Raw genomic sequence first — 14,362 nt, forward strand, 5'->3', positions numbered from 1 at the left:
CCCGATGCATGGTGAGACGCATGGCCGAGCCCGCACCCGACCAGATCCCCGAAGCCGCCCTTGCCTGGGTCCGCGCCGGACGGCGCGCGGCGCTCGCGACCGTGGTGGAAACCTGGGGTTCGGCCCCACGCCCGCGGGGCTCACAGCTCGCGATCACCGAAGATGCAGAGATGGCGGGCTCCGTCTCGGGCGGCTGCGTCGAGGGCGCAGTGGTGGCCGAGGCGCTCGAGGCGCTCGAGGATGGGCGGCCGCGGATGCTCGAATTCGGCGTGAGCGACGAGGATGCCTTCGCCGTCGGGCTCGCCTGCGGCGGCCGGATCCGGGTGCTCGTCGAGCCGATCGCCGTTGGCGACGGTCCGTCGGAAGGGCTGATCGCTGATCTGGTCGCAGCGCGCGCTGCACGGCGTCCGGTGGTCTACGCAGTCAACCCCGAAAGCTGGGAGCGCCATCTCGTCGGGGCCGAGAGCCCCGGTCCGCTTGGCGATGCGGCTCGTGCGGCCTTCGTCGAGGACCGTTCCGGTTTTGCCGAAGATTGGTTTCTCGGCGTGCACAATCCACCGCTCCGCATGGCGGTGGTGGGCGCGGTTCATATCGCGCAGGCCCTTGTGCCGATGGCCCGGCTCGCCGGCTACGACGTGGCGGTGATCGACCCTCGCGAGGCCTTTGCGAGCCCAGCGCGCTTTCCCGGCACGGCCCTTCTGGGCGACTGGCCCGATACCGCGCTCGGCACCTTCGGGCTCGACACGCGCACAGCTGTCGTGACCCTAACCCATGATCCCAAGCTCGACGATCCGGCCATCCGGGCTGCACTCCGCTCGCCCGTCTTCTATCTCGGCTGCCTTGGCTCGACCCGCACCCATGCGAAGCGCGTCGCACGTCTGGAGGCCGAGGGTATTGCGACGTGTGACATCGCCCGCATCCATGCCCCGGTCGGGGCCGATATCGGAGCGCAGTCGCCAGCGGAAATCGCGATTTCGATCCTCGCCCAGATCACCGAACGCCTGCGGCATCCCGACACGAGGCCCTGAGATGGAGTTCGGCCCCGTCGCAGTGGAAGCCGCCGAAGGCGCGATCCTCGCCCATTCCCTGCACGCCGGCGGGCTCCGCCTCCGCAAGGGTCGGACACTCTCGGCCGAAGACATCGCGGCACTCGCCGGGGCCGGCATTGCGGAGGTGACAGTCGCGCGCCTTGCTCCCGGCGATCTCAGCGAGGATGCGGCGGCGGCCCGTATTGCGGCGGCCATTGCCCCGGATGCCGCGACACTCGGTCTTTCGATCTCGGCTCCGTTCACCGGCCGGGTGAACCTTTTTGCCGAAGCGCCGGGCGTGCTGCGCGTCGAGCGCGCGGCGGTAGATGCGCTCAACGCGGTCGATCAGGCCATCACGCTTGCAACACTGCCCGATCATGCTCGGGTGCAGGCGCGACAGATGGTTGCCACCGTCAAGATCATTCCCTACGCCGTCGCGAGCGCACAGGTCACCCGCGCGCTCGAGGGCCTCGGCCCGACGCCAATCCGGCTCCATTCTTTCCGGCCGGGGCGGGTGGCACTGATACTCACGCGAACGCCCGGGATGAAGGAGAGCCTGCTGGCCAAGGGGGCCGCGACGATCGAGGCGCGGATGACGGCTCTCGGGCTCACGCTTGCCCCGCCCGTCATCGTCGCCCACGAGACGGCGGCGGTCGCCGCAGCGCTGGGCGCAGCGGAGGGGGATCTCCTGCTGATCCTCGGGGCTTCAGCAACCTCGGATGTCGCCGACACCTGCCCGAGCGGCCTGCTGGCTGCGGGCGGGCGGCTCACGCGCTTCGGCATGCCGGTCGATCCGGGCAACCTGCTGTTTCTGGGCGATCTCGGCGGGCGGCCGGTGGTCGGGCTGCCGGGCTGCGCGCGCTCGCCAGCACTCAACGGGGCGGACTGGGTACTCGAACGGCTCGCGGCCGGCCTCGCCGTCGGCGATCGCGACATCGCGGCAATGGGCGTCGGCGGGCTTCTGAAGGAAATCCCGGCAAGGCCCCAGCCGCGCGCCGGGCGTCAAGCCCCGGTCGCACCCGCCCGGCCGCGGGTCGCGGTCCTCGTGCTCGCCGCCGGGGCGGGCCGCCGGATGCGGGGCGCCGACAAGCTTCTTGAACCTGTGGCCGTTGGCATGCCGGTGCTCCGCGCCGTCGCCGAAGCGGCAGGCGCGAGCCAGGCCGACGAGGTGATTGCTGTCCTCCCGCCTGGCAATGCGGCCCGCCGCGCGGCCCTCGAGGGAACCGGCGCCCGCATCGTCGAGGCAACGGAGTGCGCCGAAGGCATGGCCGCCTCGCTCCGCGCCGGAATCGCAGCCCTCGGCCCGGAAACGGATGCCGCGATCGTGCTCCTCGCCGACATGCCGGAGGTAGAGGCGGGAGATATCAACCGGCTGATCGCGGCCTTCGATCCCGTCGAAGGGCGGGAGATCTGCCGGGCGGTCAGCGCGGCAGGTCGCCCCGGCCACCCTGTGCTTTTCGGCCGACGCTTCTTCGAAAGCCTTGCCGCCCTCAAGGGCGACCGAGGCGCGCGCGAGGTGGTCCGCGAAGCCGGCGAGTTCGTGACCGATGTCGCCACCGCGGGCGAAGGCGCTGTTATCGATCTCGATACGCCCGAAGCCTGGGCGGCCTGGCGGAGTGGCGCCCCGCTCTGACACCACCCGGGAGAGGCCCTGCTCAGGCGGCAGCGACTGCCACCAGCGCCTGCAGGCGGCCTGCATCGGGCGCGGCCGACGCGACTGCCGCGATCCGTGCCCAGGCGGCGTGGAAGGCGAGATCGCAGGTCCGTTCCATGAAGGCATGCGCCTCGCGCGTCGGATCGGGCAAAGCGCTGACGCACGCTGCCTCCATCTCCCAGCCCCCGGCCTCCGCCACCAGTCCGCTTTCGCGCAGAAAGCTCGCGAAGGCTCGAGCCCCCGCCCCGCCATTGAGCGCGAGACCACGGGTCACCATGGCGCGGGCATGAATCCCGTTAGCCCCCTCGTAGATCGCGCAGATCCGCGCGTCGCGCCAGTTCTGCTCCGCACCGTATTCGCGAAGATAGCCGTAACCGCCCATGACCTGGATCGCGAGATCAGCGGCACGGGTGCCCGCCTCGGTGCAGAAATACTTGCAGACCGGCGTCATGAACTCGACAAAATCCGGCTCGGTGCCGAGCTCCTCGGCCACGAGCACGAGGTGGCAGAGCGCCCGCCCGCCCACCGCAAGGCGATCGCATTCGCCGATCATGCGCGCCACATCCGCGTGCTGGTCGATCGTCACCACCTGCCCCGCAGCATCGCGCCCCTGCCGCCGCTCCGCGGCATAGGCCCGCGCGAGATCGGCCGCGCGGGCGGCATGGGCAACCCCCTGCAACGCCACGTCCAGCCGGGCATGGTTCATCATCGCAAACATCGCCCGAAGTCCGCCGCCCTCCGCGCCGATGAGCTCGCCCTCCGCGCCGTCAAAGGCAAGCTGACATGTCGGCGAGGCATGGAGGCCAAGCTTCTCCTCGATCCGGGTGACGGTGACGGCATTGCGGCTGCCGTCGGCGCGCTCCGAACGGCAGGCAAAGAGCGAGAGGCCCTTCACGCCCGAATCCGCAGCACCGGTACGAGCGAGAACGAGGTGCAGGATGCCCTCGCTCATGTCCTGGTCACCACCGGAGATGAAGATCTTCTCGCCGTTGATCCGCCATGTCTCGCCCTCGCGCACCGCCTTCGTACGGATCGCCGCGAGATCGGAGCCCGCGCCCGGCTCGGTAAGCGCCATGGTCGAGAGCCAGCGCCCATCCGCCATTGGCGGGATGAGCTCGGCCTTCTGCGCCTCGGTACCGAACCTGAGCAGCACGCTCACGGCACCGGGTACCAGCGAGGTGACCATCTGGAGCGCGTGGTTTGCGCCCGAGAAGATCTCGCTCACGCCGGCGCGGATCGCCGCGCTGAGAGCCTGGCCGCCGAACGCCTCCGGGATCGAAAGCCCCTGCCAGCCCTGTCCGGCCAGTTCGGCGTAAAGCTCGCGGAAACCGGCCGGCATCCGCACCCGGCCGTTCTCGAGACGGCAGCCCTCAGCATCGCCGGGCGCATCGAGCGGCGCGATCCGGCCTTCGGCGAAGGATGCGAAATGGCCGATGATCTCGGCGGCAAGTTCGTCGTCCCAGTCCGGCAGTCTGTCGGCCCGCGCGACATGCCGCAGGGAGAACAGAATGTCGTCGAGGGGAGCGTGAAATGCAGTCATCGAATGTCCTCCACTGATGTCACTTTGAAATCTGGGCGCATGTCACCCGACCCTCCCGACGCCATCGGACATGATTTCTAAGGTCATGCCATCCTCGCCGACCAGCAGCGGCGCGTCGCAGGTTTCGCGGGTGAAATCGAAGAGATCCTGCTCGACCTCCGCAGAGAGCCGCTCGTCCTCCTGCGACGTCGTGTGGTGGCCGATGGTTGCCCGAGCAACCGGGGGTCCGGTCATGGCCGGGTTCGGCACTATGACCTCGTCGATCAGAAGGGTGGCGCCTCTGGCTGCTTCGACGAGGTCCTCGTCATGGCGCGTATCCCCCGAGATCGGCACCGAACGGCCAGCGTAAGCGGCCCAATAGCCAACCGCCGGCGTGATGAGATCGGCATGATTGACGGTGTCGTTTGCTTGCACGGCAATCCCCTCGGGCGGAAGGTTCTCGTCGGCCTCGCGGATCGTGATATCCGTGGCGAAGGTTGCCTGCAGATGCGCCATCCTCGATGCCATGCCGACGGCGCCGATAACATGGAAGGGCTCGACGCGCTGCGCGAAGGGCGTACCGATCCAGCCCGAATGCCAGAGGTCGCGCAAACCGACCAGCGTCGACATGCTGAAACGGTTCGGCAGCGGCCTTGGCTGGCCTGCCCCGAGGCGCGTGCCCGAGAAGCCGCTTTCGGCAGCGGCGTATTGCGGGCTGCCTGCTCCGAGAACGAGCACCGCGGCGAGAATGATGATCTTCATTGCGTGTTTCCTCCGTGGCGCGCTTCTCCGGCGCGGCGGGGCGTCATCCAGCGGGTCCGGCCGTTAGCTCGGGCGCCTCGGTCAGGGCGCCCTTCGCCGCTGGCGCGTCTCCCGCTGCCTGAACCGAACGCGAGCTCTCAGGCCGCACCGAGCAGCTTCATCGCGTTTTCCTTCAGGATGAGCGGGCGGACCTCGTCCCGGAACTCGGCCTTCTCAAAAGCGCCCAGCCAGCGCTCGGGCGAGATCATCGGCCAGTCGGAGCCGAAGAGCATCTTGTCCTTGAGCAAGGTGTTGGCATAACGCACGAGGATTGGCGGGAAGTATTTCGGGCTCCAGCCCGAGAGATCGATGTAGACGTTGGGCTTGTGTGTCGCGACCGAGAGCGCCTCCTCCTGCCAGGGGAAGGACGGGTGCGCCAGGATGATCGGCATGTCGGGGAAATCCACCGCCACATCGTCGATATACATCGGATCGGAGTATTTCAGCCGCATGCCGTTGCCGCCGCGCATGCCCGAGCCCACCCCGGTCTGGCCGGTGTGAAAGAGCGCAGGCTTGCCGGTCTCCGCGATCGCCTCATAAAGCGGATAGGCCATGCGGTCGTTGGGATAGAACCCCTGCATGGTGGGGTGGAACTTGAAGCCCTGCACCCCATGGTTCGCGACCAGATCTCGGGCCTCCCGCGCGCCCAGCTTGCCCTTCGCCGGATCGATCGAGGCAAAGGGGATCAGGATGTCGGAATGTTCCGCGCAAAGCTCGGCCACCTCGTAGTTCGAATAGCGCCGGTAACCGGTCTCGCGCTCGGCATCGACCGGAAAGATCACCGCAGCGATGTTCTGCGCCCGGTAATGCGCAGCCGTCTCGTGGATCGTTGGCGGATGGGACCAGGGCGCGCCGAAATACTTCGCCATGGAAGCCTGGAGATCGTCGTAGCCGTCGTCGTGATGGCAGCCGCAGGGCTCTTCGGCATGGGTGTGGAAGTCGATGGCGCGGACGCCTGCAAAATCGATCATCGGTCTTTCCTCAAACGCGGATCAGCGCGGGGTCTTCGTTGTCGTAGAGCCGCTCGAGCAGGTCGGCGCGGCGGGTGAGGATCTTCTTGATGTTGAGCGAGCCCTTGTCGGTGATCTCGTGATCCTGGAGCGAGGGCGGCTCGGCAAGGATGAGCGCACGGGTGATGCGCTTGGCCGAGCCGGAGACATGGGCGTTCATCGCCCGAAGGGCCCCTTCGATCCGCGCCATCAGATGCGCGTCCGTGATCGCCCCGAGGGTGACATCGGCGGGCTCGCCTATCGCATCCGCCGCGGGAAAGACGAAGAGCCCGACCTCGCCGCGGTCGTGGCCGCAGATCACAACGTCCTGGGCAAGCCCTGCGAGCTCGGCGAGCACCTTCATCCGGAGCGCGCCCGCCTGTACCCAGGTACCGGTCTCGAGCTTGAAATCCTCTGAGACACGCCCGTCGAAGACGAGGCCGCGCGCGGCATCGTCCGGATCGACGAAGCGCACCGCATCGCCGGTAATGAAGAAGCCCTCGTCGTCAAAGGCTGCCCTGGTCCGCTCCGGGTCCTCGAAATAGCCCGTCATCACGTTCGGCCCCTTCACGCGGATCTCGCAGCGCATCTCGTCGTCAGGAATGAGCTTCACCGTTACCCCCGGGAGCGGCACCCCGATGACGCCCGAACGCCCGATCGGCTCGTGCACCATCAGGCAGGCGGGTGCGGTTTCGGTAAGCCCCCAGCTCGAGATCATCAGCGGCAAGCCGCCGCGGGCCTCGAAACAGAAATTTTCCAGCGCCTCCCAGACATCCTGCGGCAGCGAAGCGCCGGCGTAGAAGAGGAGCTGCTGGTCCTTGAAGAGGTGGCGCTGGAGCGCCGGGTTGCCCTTGAGCGCGTCGACCAGCATGTTCCAGCCGACTGGCACGTTGAAGGCCAGGGTGCCGGGGCGATCTGTACGGTTCCTGAGCGTTGTGGTGAAGCCCTTGCCCGTCGGCTTGCCACTGTCAATCGTGAGCGTGCCGCCATGGGCCAGCATCATGTTGACGTTGTGGCTGCCGCCGAAAACGTGGTTCCAGGGCAGCCAGTCGGTGATGCGCGGCAGGTGCTCGTTCAGGAACGGCAGGGCCGCGGCGAGCTGGGTCTGGTTCACGCACATCATCCGGTGCGTGGTCAGCACGCCCTTGGGGTCCGAGCTCGAACCGGAGGTGAAGAGGATCTTCGCGAGCGTGTCGGGGCCCACCTGCGCATGGGCGGCATCGAGCGCAGCGGTCGGCTCTCCCCTCAACAGCTCGGCAAACGGCGTCACCGGGCGCGATGCCGTGCCGCGCACGGCCACCACCTCGACATCTGCAAGCTCCGGCAACGCGAGCGCCCCGGCATAGCGGGTCGCATCATCGACGAAGGCGAGCTTCGGCTTCACCTTGTCGAGCACATAGAGGAGCCGGCCATGGGCCTCGGCGATCAGCGCATACTGCTCGGCAAGCGGCACGACGGGAATGCCCACATACTGCGCGGCGAGCGACAGGATCAGGTGGTCGAGCCCGTTGCCAGAAAGCACCGCGATCGTGTCCTCCTGCCCCAGGCCACGCGCCAGCAGCGAAGCTCCGACCGCTCGGACCTGATCGAGCAGCTCGGCATAGGTGACGTTGCGCCAGCCCGGCCCATCCGCGGGTCGTTCGGAAACGGCGACGCGGTAGGGCGCCTTCTCGGCCCACTCATGCAGCCAGGCACCGGTGTTGGGAACGACGGGCGGCAGGTCGTAGCCGGAGCGAAGCAGGATCGTGCCGTCGGGACGATCCTCGCGGATGACCTTGTGCGGCAGGTAATGCGTGAGCGTGTGGCGGCGCGCCCAGTCGGCACGCTGGGCAGCACCCGTCGGAGCCTTCTCGATCTCGGTCATTGTCATCTTTTCCCTCCCTGTCGTTGCGGTCAGCGGAATTTCGGTTCCCGCTTTTCCAGGAATGCCCTGAGCCCCTCCTCGGCGTCGGGCGTGGTCTGCACCAGGGCTGCGGCGAGGCTCTCGGTGAAGAGGCCGTCGGCGCGGGACATGTCCCCGATGCGCGAGAGCGCGTTCACCATGAAGTAGTTCGACATCGGCGCATTCGCGGCGATCTTGCCCGCGAGCTTGCGCGCCAGCGGCAGCGCCTCGCCCTCGCCGACACTGTAGTGGGCAAGGCCGAGCCGAAGCCCTTCCTTGGCGTCGTATTTCCGGCCGGTGAGCATCATCTCGACCATGCGGTCCGCCCCGAGGATCCGGCCCACCCGGACCGTCGCGCCACCGCCGACGAAGATGCCGCGCCGCCCTTCGGGCAGCTGGAAGATCACCGAGGGCTCCGCGATGCGCACATGGGTTGCCGTCGCCATCTCGAGCCCGCCGCCGATCACCGCGCCGGTCATGGCGCTGATCGTCACCGGGCCGCCGAACTGGATCATGTCCATGATGCGGTGCCAGTTGCGCGAGTGGTAGACTCCCGCCTCGGCGCTCCGCGAGACATGCTCGGCCAGGTCGAGCCCGGAGCAGTAGTGTCCGCCGCGGCCATGCAGGATCACCACCCGCACTGCCCCGGGAAGGCTCGCGTAGAAGGCCTCGATCTCGCTCAGCAGCCCGTCGGACATCGCATTGCGCTTGTCCTCGCGGATGAGTTCGAGCTCGGCGATCTGGCCACAGATGCGGGCTTCGGTATAGCTGCCTGTCATTGGATGTCTTCCTTCACTTCGGGGCCAGGCGAACGGCGCTGTCAATGCGGATGACTTCACCGTTCAGGAGTGGGTTCTCGACGATCTGCTGGACGAGCATCGCGTATTCGTCGGGGCGGCCCATCCGCGAGGGGAAGGGCAGCCCGGCTTCAAGCGCGGTGCGCGCCTCCGGCGGCAGGCCCGCGCTCATCGCGGTCTCGAACAGGCCCGGCGCGATGGTCATCACCCGGATGCCGAAGCGCGCCAGCTCACGCGCTGCCGGAAGCGTCAGGGCGGCAACGCCGCCCTTGGAGGCGGCATAGGCGGCCTGGCCGATCTGGCCATCCTGATAGGCAACCGAAGCGGTGTTGATGATGACGCCGCGCGCCCCGTCCGCATCGACCGGCTCGAGCGTCGCCATGGCCCGGGCCGCATGGTTGAGCAGGATGAAGGTGCCGATCAGGTTCACGCGAACCGTGCGCTCGAAGAGGTCGATGGTGAGCGCGCCATCCCGCGGCAGGATCCGGCTCGCGGTGCCGATCCCGGCGCAGCTCACGAGGATCCGCGGCGCGGCCCCGAGCTTCTCCGCCACCTCCGTGAAGGCCGCGCCGACTGCATCGCTGTCGGTGACGTCCGCGGCGAGCGCGAGCCCGCCGATATTGGCCGCGACGGCAGAGGCCGCATCCGCGCTGCGGTCCATGACCGCGACACGCGCGCCCTGGCCCGCCAGCCGCCGCGCGGTGGCCGCACCCAGGCCGCTGCCGCCGCCGGTCACAAGCGCAATGGCACCGTTGATATCCATGTCCGGTTCTCCTCAGAACAGTCCGCGGGTCGCGAGCATCAGCGCGACCAGCACCAGATCGGCCAGAAGGAATGGCACGATCCCGGCAAACACCTGCTCCAGCCGCACGAAGTCGCGCGCGACGGAGTGAATGACGAAGACGTTGAGCCCGACGGGCGGAGTGATCATCCCGATCTCGAGCAACTTGGCGACCAGCACCCCGAACCAGATCTTGTCGACCCCGTGCATCCCGATGAGCGGCAGGAAGAGCGGCAGCGTCAGCAGGAGCGCCCCGATCGGCTCGAGGAACATGCCGAGGCAGAGGTAGATGACCACGATCATCAGCAGGAGGCCGGTGGTCCCTAGCCCCATGCCTTCGACGAGCTGGCTCACCTCCATCGAGAGGCCGGACATCGCGACGAGCCGGGTGAAGAGGTTCGCGCCAAAGGCGATGATGAAGAGCGCGCCGGCCGAGAGCAGCGTGTCGACGAGGCTCTCGCGGAAGCCCTTCCAGCTCAGCGACCGGCGCGCAACGCCGATGACGATCGCCATGAAGGCTCCGAAGGCGCCGGCTTCGGTGGCCGTGAAGAGGCCGCCGAAGAGGCCGCCGAGCACCGCGATGATGAGCACCAGCACCGGCCAGATCTCGAAGGTCTTCGCCCAGCGGTCACCCATCGTGTAGGGCTCGGCCTTGGGCAGCCGTTCGGGATCGCGCCACCAGTAGACCAGCACCGCGAGAATGTAGAAGACGAGCGAGACGAGACCGAGGATCAGACCGCCGAGGAAGAGCTCGTTGATCGAGCTGTTCGACTGGATGCCGAAGAGGATGAGAATGATCGAGGGCGGGATCAGTGCGCCGATCGTGCCGCCCGCCGCCACCGCGCCGGTGGCGATGCGCAGGTCATAGCGCTGCCGGTGCATCTCGGGGATAGCGATCCGACCAATCGCAGCCGAACAGGCCACAGAGGAGCCCGAGACCGCCGCGAAGCCGCCCGCCCCCGCCAGCGACGCGATGGCAAGCCCGCCGGGCAGCCAGCCCCACCAGACACGCGCCGCCTCGAAGAGACCGCGGGTGAGCCCCGAGTGATAGGCAATGTAGCCCATCAGCAGGAACATCGGGATCGAGCTCAGCGTCCAGCTCGCCGAGGAAGAATAGGGGATGGTCGAGAGCAGGCTCATCGCCGGACGGAGCCCCGCGATCGCCCAGATGCCGGCAAAGGAGACGAGGATGAGGCTCACGCCGATCGGCACCCGCAGCCCGATGAGAACGAGCAGAACGACGAGCGCCAGAAGCCCGATGGTGAACGGTTCCATCAGCGAGCCTCCCCAAGATGTGCATCGACTTCCTCGAGCGGATCGTGGGCACCGTCATTGTAGCGGCCCTGGATCACCTGGACGAGCCGGAGCACCATCACCACTTCCATGAGCCCGAGCGAGACCGGCAGGATCCAGTAGCTCGGCCAGGTCGGCACGACGATTGCACCCGCCTCGACATAGGCCCCGCGCCGGGTCTGGCTCAGCGCCTCGAGCGCGGTGCCCCAGGCGAGCAGGCCGAAGGCCACGAGCCCCGCGGTCACACCCAGAGCCTGGATTGCCCGGCGCGGCGCGCCCCGCAGCCCTTCGGTAAAGATCGTGGCCTCGATATGGCGCCGCCCGATTTCGGTCATCGCGAGCGGCAGGAAGCTCACCGCGACCATGTAATAGCGGGCGACAATGTCTGCAGTGGCCGGGAAGCCCGCGCCGAGCAGGCTGCGCATGCCGACGTCGATCACCACCTGCAGCATCATCGCGAGCAGGATCAGCGATGCGCACAGGATGCTCACCCGGCTGATCCACCGTTCAACCGTCTCCATGACTCTCTCCCTGGGGTTCTTGCTTTGCGGCGTCCCGGCGCGGTGCGCGGGGACGCCCGTCGATCACTGGCCGTAGGCAGCCATATCGATCTTGGCGAAGATCTCGTTGTAGCGGAGCTCCGCGAGATCCTCGTAGGTCATCTCCGGGGTGATGAGCCCCTCCCACTTCTCGATCAGCGCCGTGTAGCGGGCGATCTTGGCCTCCGCGTCGGTCACGCCGCGATCGGCGAGAATGCCGGCAGCCTGAGAGAGATGCTCGGTGTTGTAGGCCTCCTCGGCTTCCTTGAGCGAGGCATCCATCGGGATGAACTCGATCCCCGGAATCTCACGCGCCTTGGCCGCATCCTCATTGAAGCCGAAGAGACCCTTGGCGAGCCCGTATTGCGAAGCCTTCGCCAGCGCCGCGCGTTCCTCGGGCGACATGCGCATCCAGAGGAGCCCACTCGCGGTCGTCGAGGCCGCACCGTTGAAGAAGCCTTCCTCCATCTCGGTGACATACCTGATGACGTCTCCAAGCCGGTTCGCGATGATCTCGTGGTTGCCGCTGAACGTGCCGTCGATCACCCCCTGGCTGAGCGACTCGAAAAGCTCCGAGGACGGGATCTGCGTCGCCTCGCCGCCCATCGCGGCCACAAGCCGGGCATAGAGCGGCGCGCCGGTGCGGATGCGCAGCCCCTGCATGTCCGCCGTGCTGCGCACTGGCGTCACGGTCAGCAGATTGTAGGGCGGCGTCGCGTCGGTGCCGAGATAGACCTGCCCGTTGCGGGAGAATTCGGCCTGACACTCGGCACAGGTCGCGACGTATTCGGTCACCGCCGACGATACCACGAGATTGCTCGAGCCGAGGATCGAGAGCTCCGAGGGCAGCGCCGCCTCCGGGAACTCGGCCGGGAAATAGGGCATCAGCAGCGCGCCGAACTCGGTCACGCCGTCGCGCAGACCCGAGCTCATGTCATTGGGCGCAACCAGTCCCGAGGGGGTGTCCCGGAGATTCCAGGCACCATCGGTAAACTCCTGAAGCCGCTCGTTGATCTCGGGATACATCGTCGCCCCGATCGGATGGGCCGGGCCGAAGCCGCTCGTTGCACGTATGGTGTCGGCCCCTGCCATCGGCGCAGCAAAGGCCATTGCGGTGGCGAGCGCCACCGGCACGAAATGCCTGGTCATTCTGTTATCCTCCCAAAGGATCGCCGCCGTCTTTCCGGCGGCGGTTTGTCTTCTAGTCGGCTGGGCCGTCCTCGATCCGCTCGAGGAGCGACACGAGCAGCGCCTGTTCCTCGGCCGAAAGCCGGGAGGCGGCGCGCGCCTCGTCGGCCTTGACCGCAGCCGCGGCCTTTTCCTGCAGCCGCCGCCCGCGGAGCGTCGCGCTCAGCGCGAAGCGCCGGCGGTCATGCGGATCTCGCGTGCGGCTGATGAGCTCCCGCGTTTCAAGCTCGTCGATGATGAGCACGAGGTTGGAGCGCTCGATCCGCAGCATGTCGGCAAGCCGCGAGGGTGCGACGCCGGGATTGCTCACGATCAGCGAAAGCGCGGTGAAGGAGCGGACCTTGAGCCCGCTCTCGTCAAGGGCACCGGTCGCCGCCTGATGCAGCACGATATAGGCCCGCTTCAGACTGTAGCCGAGGAAACCGCGCATCCCGAGATCGGATGCATCGCCCGGAAGCTCCGGTTCGTCTGCCGTCTTGTTCTGCGTCATGCGCGATTCCTCCCTGCCCTCTGTATGGCATAAAATATGGTTACACTCAATAATGATTATTATTTGTAATCATATTTGAGTCCCCCTCCACCGCGCACATGAAGAGGGGCCCGCGCCGAAACGCGAGCCCCGTTCGGACACAGCTTGGACACAGGCCTCCGGCCCCCGGTGCGCTCAGGCCGGCGTGAGCGCCCGAGCACCGGTCTCGCGCGAAACTGCGCCTTCCAGTCCGGTCGAGCCATAGAGCCAGCCCACCGCCTCGAACCAGTCTTCCGCCGATTTCGCCCGCATTACCGCATTGCGCAGCTCCGCATGGGCACCCGCCGGGTGATAGACATGCAGGCCGATCTCGCGCGACTGGAGCTGCACCCGCGCCGTACGCAGCCGCCGCGCCTCCTGATAATTGCGGAGCACCGCGTCGATATCGTCGGGATGGCGCTCCATCATCGCCGAGAGCGCGACCGCATCCTCCATCGCCATGCAGGCGCCCTGCGCGAAATACTGCAGCATCGGGTGCGCGGCATCGCCGAGCAGCACCACTCGCCCGTCGATCCAGTTCGACACCGGCTCGCGGTCGCAAAGCACCCAGCGCTTCCAGTTCTGGCCGCGGTCGATGATCTGCCGCGCGGTCGCGTTCACATGCTCGAAGCCCTTGCGCACCTCGTCATGGCTGACCGGCACACCCGCTTCCGGCGAGGGAGCATCGTTGTGATAGGTGACGACGAGATTGAAGAGCTTCCAGCCCTTCAGCGGATAATGCACGATATGGCACTTCGGCCCGGCCCAGAGGGTTGCGGCGTTCCAGCGCAGATCCTCGGGCATCTCCTCGGTCGGGATCACCGAACGATATGTGGTGTGGCCGGAGACGCGCGGTGCGCCGTCACCCACCACTTTCTGACGCACGTTCGACCAGAGCCCGTCGGCGCCAACCAGCATCCGGCCCTGAAGCCGGGTGCCATCGGCGAGGATCGCGGTAACGGACCTGCCGTCCTGCTCGTAATCCATCACTTCCGCATTGGTGCGCAGCTCGACCAGCGGATGCTCGGTGCAGGCGGCAAGGAAGACGCCGTGCAGATCGCCGCGATGGATCACCGCATAGGGGTTGCCGAAATGGGCACGGAAATCATCGCCGAGCGGAATGCGGGTGATTTCGCTGCCGCTCATTGCGTCCATGAGCCGCAGGCTGTCGATATAAACCGCCATCGCGCGGGCCGTGTCGCCGACCCCGAGATAGTCGAAGGCGTGAAAGGCGTTGGGGCCGAGCTGGATGCCGGCGCCGATTTCGCCCAGGGCGGGCGCCTTCTCGAGCACGAGCGAGGCGATGCCCTTCTGGGCGAGACCGATGGCTGTGGCGAGGCCGCCGATGCCACCTCCGGCGATGAGAACGGGAAGTCCGGACAT

13 protein-coding genes are annotated in these 14,362 nt (G+C 67.4%); 2 read left to right on the plus strand and 11 right to left on the minus strand.

Features of this window, described 5'->3' with window-relative positions:
* Window positions 1-20 precede the first annotated feature (20 nt).
* Both ACF66B_RS10125 and ACF66B_RS10130 read left to right on the plus strand, forming a co-directional pair.
* Window positions 21-1,028: an XdhC/CoxI family protein gene (locus ACF66B_RS10125; RefSeq protein WP_111431048.1), complete on the plus strand. Its 1,008-nt coding sequence runs from the start codon at window positions 21-23 to the stop codon at window positions 1,026-1,028.
* 1 nt (window position 1,029) lies between these two features.
* Window positions 1,030-2,661, plus strand: a complete 1,632-nt coding sequence (locus tag ACF66B_RS10130; protein WP_111431049.1) for a molybdopterin-binding/glycosyltransferase family 2 protein — start codon at window positions 1,030-1,032, stop codon at window positions 2,659-2,661.
* 22 nt (window positions 2,662-2,683) lie between these two features.
* Here the strand turns inward: ACF66B_RS10130 and ACF66B_RS10135 are convergent, their stop codons facing one another.
* The 11 genes from ACF66B_RS10135 to ACF66B_RS10185 all read right to left on the minus strand — a co-directional run bounded on the left by ACF66B_RS10135 (window position 2,684) and on the right by ACF66B_RS10185 (window position 14,362).
* The gene (locus ACF66B_RS10135; RefSeq protein ID WP_111431050.1) at window positions 2,684-4,222 is read right to left on the minus strand and encodes an acyl-CoA dehydrogenase family protein; all 1,539 of its coding nucleotides are present in this window, start codon (window positions 4,220-4,222) and stop codon (window positions 2,684-2,686) included.
* Window positions 4,223-4,264: 42 nt separating this feature from the next.
* Window positions 4,265-4,963 carry a hypothetical protein gene (locus ACF66B_RS10140; RefSeq protein ID WP_111431051.1) on the minus strand — a complete coding sequence of 233 codons (699 nt, stop codon included), beginning with the start codon at window positions 4,961-4,963 and terminating at the stop codon, window positions 4,265-4,267.
* A 137-nt stretch (window positions 4,964-5,100) separates the two neighbouring features.
* A complete protein-coding gene (locus ACF66B_RS10145) occupies window positions 5,101-5,973 on the minus strand; it encodes an amidohydrolase family protein (RefSeq protein ID WP_111431052.1) in 873 nt (290 codons plus the stop codon).
* Window positions 5,974-5,983: 10 nt separating this feature from the next.
* Window positions 5,984-7,861 (minus strand): feruloyl-CoA synthase, encoded by a 1,878-nt coding sequence (locus ACF66B_RS10150; RefSeq protein WP_111431053.1) that lies wholly within the window; start codon window positions 7,859-7,861, stop codon window positions 5,984-5,986.
* Window positions 7,862-7,884: 23 nt separating this feature from the next.
* Window positions 7,885-8,652 (minus strand): crotonase/enoyl-CoA hydratase family protein, encoded by a 768-nt coding sequence (locus ACF66B_RS10155; RefSeq protein ID WP_111431054.1) that lies wholly within the window; start codon window positions 8,650-8,652, stop codon window positions 7,885-7,887.
* Between the two features lie 13 nt (window positions 8,653-8,665).
* Window positions 8,666-9,433 carry an SDR family NAD(P)-dependent oxidoreductase gene (locus tag ACF66B_RS10160; protein WP_111431055.1) on the minus strand — a complete coding sequence of 256 codons (768 nt, stop codon included), beginning with the start codon at window positions 9,431-9,433 and terminating at the stop codon, window positions 8,666-8,668.
* 12 nt (window positions 9,434-9,445) lie between these two features.
* A complete protein-coding gene (locus ACF66B_RS10165; RefSeq protein ID WP_111431056.1) occupies window positions 9,446-10,726 on the minus strand; it encodes a TRAP transporter large permease in 1,281 nt (426 codons plus the stop codon).
* Window positions 10,726-11,265, minus strand: a complete 540-nt coding sequence (locus ACF66B_RS10170) for a TRAP transporter small permease (RefSeq protein ID WP_111431057.1) — start codon at window positions 11,263-11,265, stop codon at window positions 10,726-10,728. The genes ACF66B_RS10165 and ACF66B_RS10170 overlap by 1 nt, the downstream gene beginning before the upstream one ends.
* Before the next feature lie 63 nt (window positions 11,266-11,328).
* Complete coding sequence (locus ACF66B_RS10175; RefSeq protein WP_111431058.1) at window positions 11,329-12,432, minus strand: C4-dicarboxylate TRAP transporter substrate-binding protein; 1,104 nt, start codon at window positions 12,430-12,432, stop codon at window positions 11,329-11,331.
* A gap of 52 nt (window positions 12,433-12,484) precedes the next feature.
* Window positions 12,485-12,961: a MarR family transcriptional regulator gene (locus ACF66B_RS10180; RefSeq protein WP_111431059.1), complete on the minus strand. Its 477-nt coding sequence runs from the start codon at window positions 12,959-12,961 to the stop codon at window positions 12,485-12,487.
* Window positions 12,962-13,135: 174 nt separating this feature from the next.
* Window positions 13,136-14,362, minus strand: a complete 1,227-nt coding sequence (locus tag ACF66B_RS10185) for a 3-hydroxybenzoate 6-monooxygenase (RefSeq protein WP_111431060.1) — start codon at window positions 14,360-14,362, stop codon at window positions 13,136-13,138.

Origin of the sequence: Amaricoccus sp. B4 (assembly GCF_043226085.1) — a bacterium.
Lineage (GTDB): Bacteria > Pseudomonadota > Alphaproteobacteria > Rhodobacterales > Rhodobacteraceae > Amaricoccus.

Excerpts from the sequence above, each read along its gene's own strand:
- ACF66B_RS10125 (WP_111431048.1), top strand. The coding sequence starts at position 21 with ATGGCCGAGCCCGCACCCGACCAGATCCCCGAAGCCGCCCTTGCCTGG.
- ACF66B_RS10130 (WP_111431049.1), top strand. The coding sequence starts at position 1,030 with ATGGAGTTCGGCCCCGTCGCAGTGGAAGCCGCCGAAGGCGCGATCCTC.
- ACF66B_RS10135 (WP_111431050.1), bottom strand. The coding sequence starts at position 4,222 with ATGACTGCATTTCACGCTCCCCTCGACGACATTCTGTTCTCCCTGCGG.
- ACF66B_RS10140 (WP_111431051.1), bottom strand. The coding sequence starts at position 4,963 with ATGAAGATCATCATTCTCGCCGCGGTGCTCGTTCTCGGAGCAGGCAGC.
- ACF66B_RS10145 (WP_111431052.1), bottom strand. The coding sequence starts at position 5,973 with ATGATCGATTTTGCAGGCGTCCGCGCCATCGACTTCCACACCCATGCC.
- ACF66B_RS10150 (WP_111431053.1), bottom strand. The coding sequence starts at position 7,861 with ATGACAATGACCGAGATCGAGAAGGCTCCGACGGGTGCTGCCCAGCGT.
- ACF66B_RS10155 (WP_111431054.1), bottom strand. The coding sequence starts at position 8,652 with ATGACAGGCAGCTATACCGAAGCCCGCATCTGTGGCCAGATCGCCGAG.
- ACF66B_RS10160 (WP_111431055.1), bottom strand. The coding sequence starts at position 9,433 with ATGGATATCAACGGTGCCATTGCGCTTGTGACCGGCGGCGGCAGCGGC.
- ACF66B_RS10165 (WP_111431056.1), bottom strand. The coding sequence starts at position 10,726 with ATGGAACCGTTCACCATCGGGCTTCTGGCGCTCGTCGTTCTGCTCGTT.
- ACF66B_RS10170 (WP_111431057.1), bottom strand. The coding sequence starts at position 11,265 with ATGGAGACGGTTGAACGGTGGATCAGCCGGGTGAGCATCCTGTGCGCA.
- ACF66B_RS10175 (WP_111431058.1), bottom strand. The coding sequence starts at position 12,432 with ATGACCAGGCATTTCGTGCCGGTGGCGCTCGCCACCGCAATGGCCTTT.
- ACF66B_RS10180 (WP_111431059.1), bottom strand. The coding sequence starts at position 12,961 with ATGACGCAGAACAAGACGGCAGACGAACCGGAGCTTCCGGGCGATGCA.
- ACF66B_RS10185 (WP_111431060.1), bottom strand. The coding sequence starts at position 14,362 with ATGTCCGGACTTCCCGTTCTCATCGCCGGAGGTGGCATCGGCGGCCTC.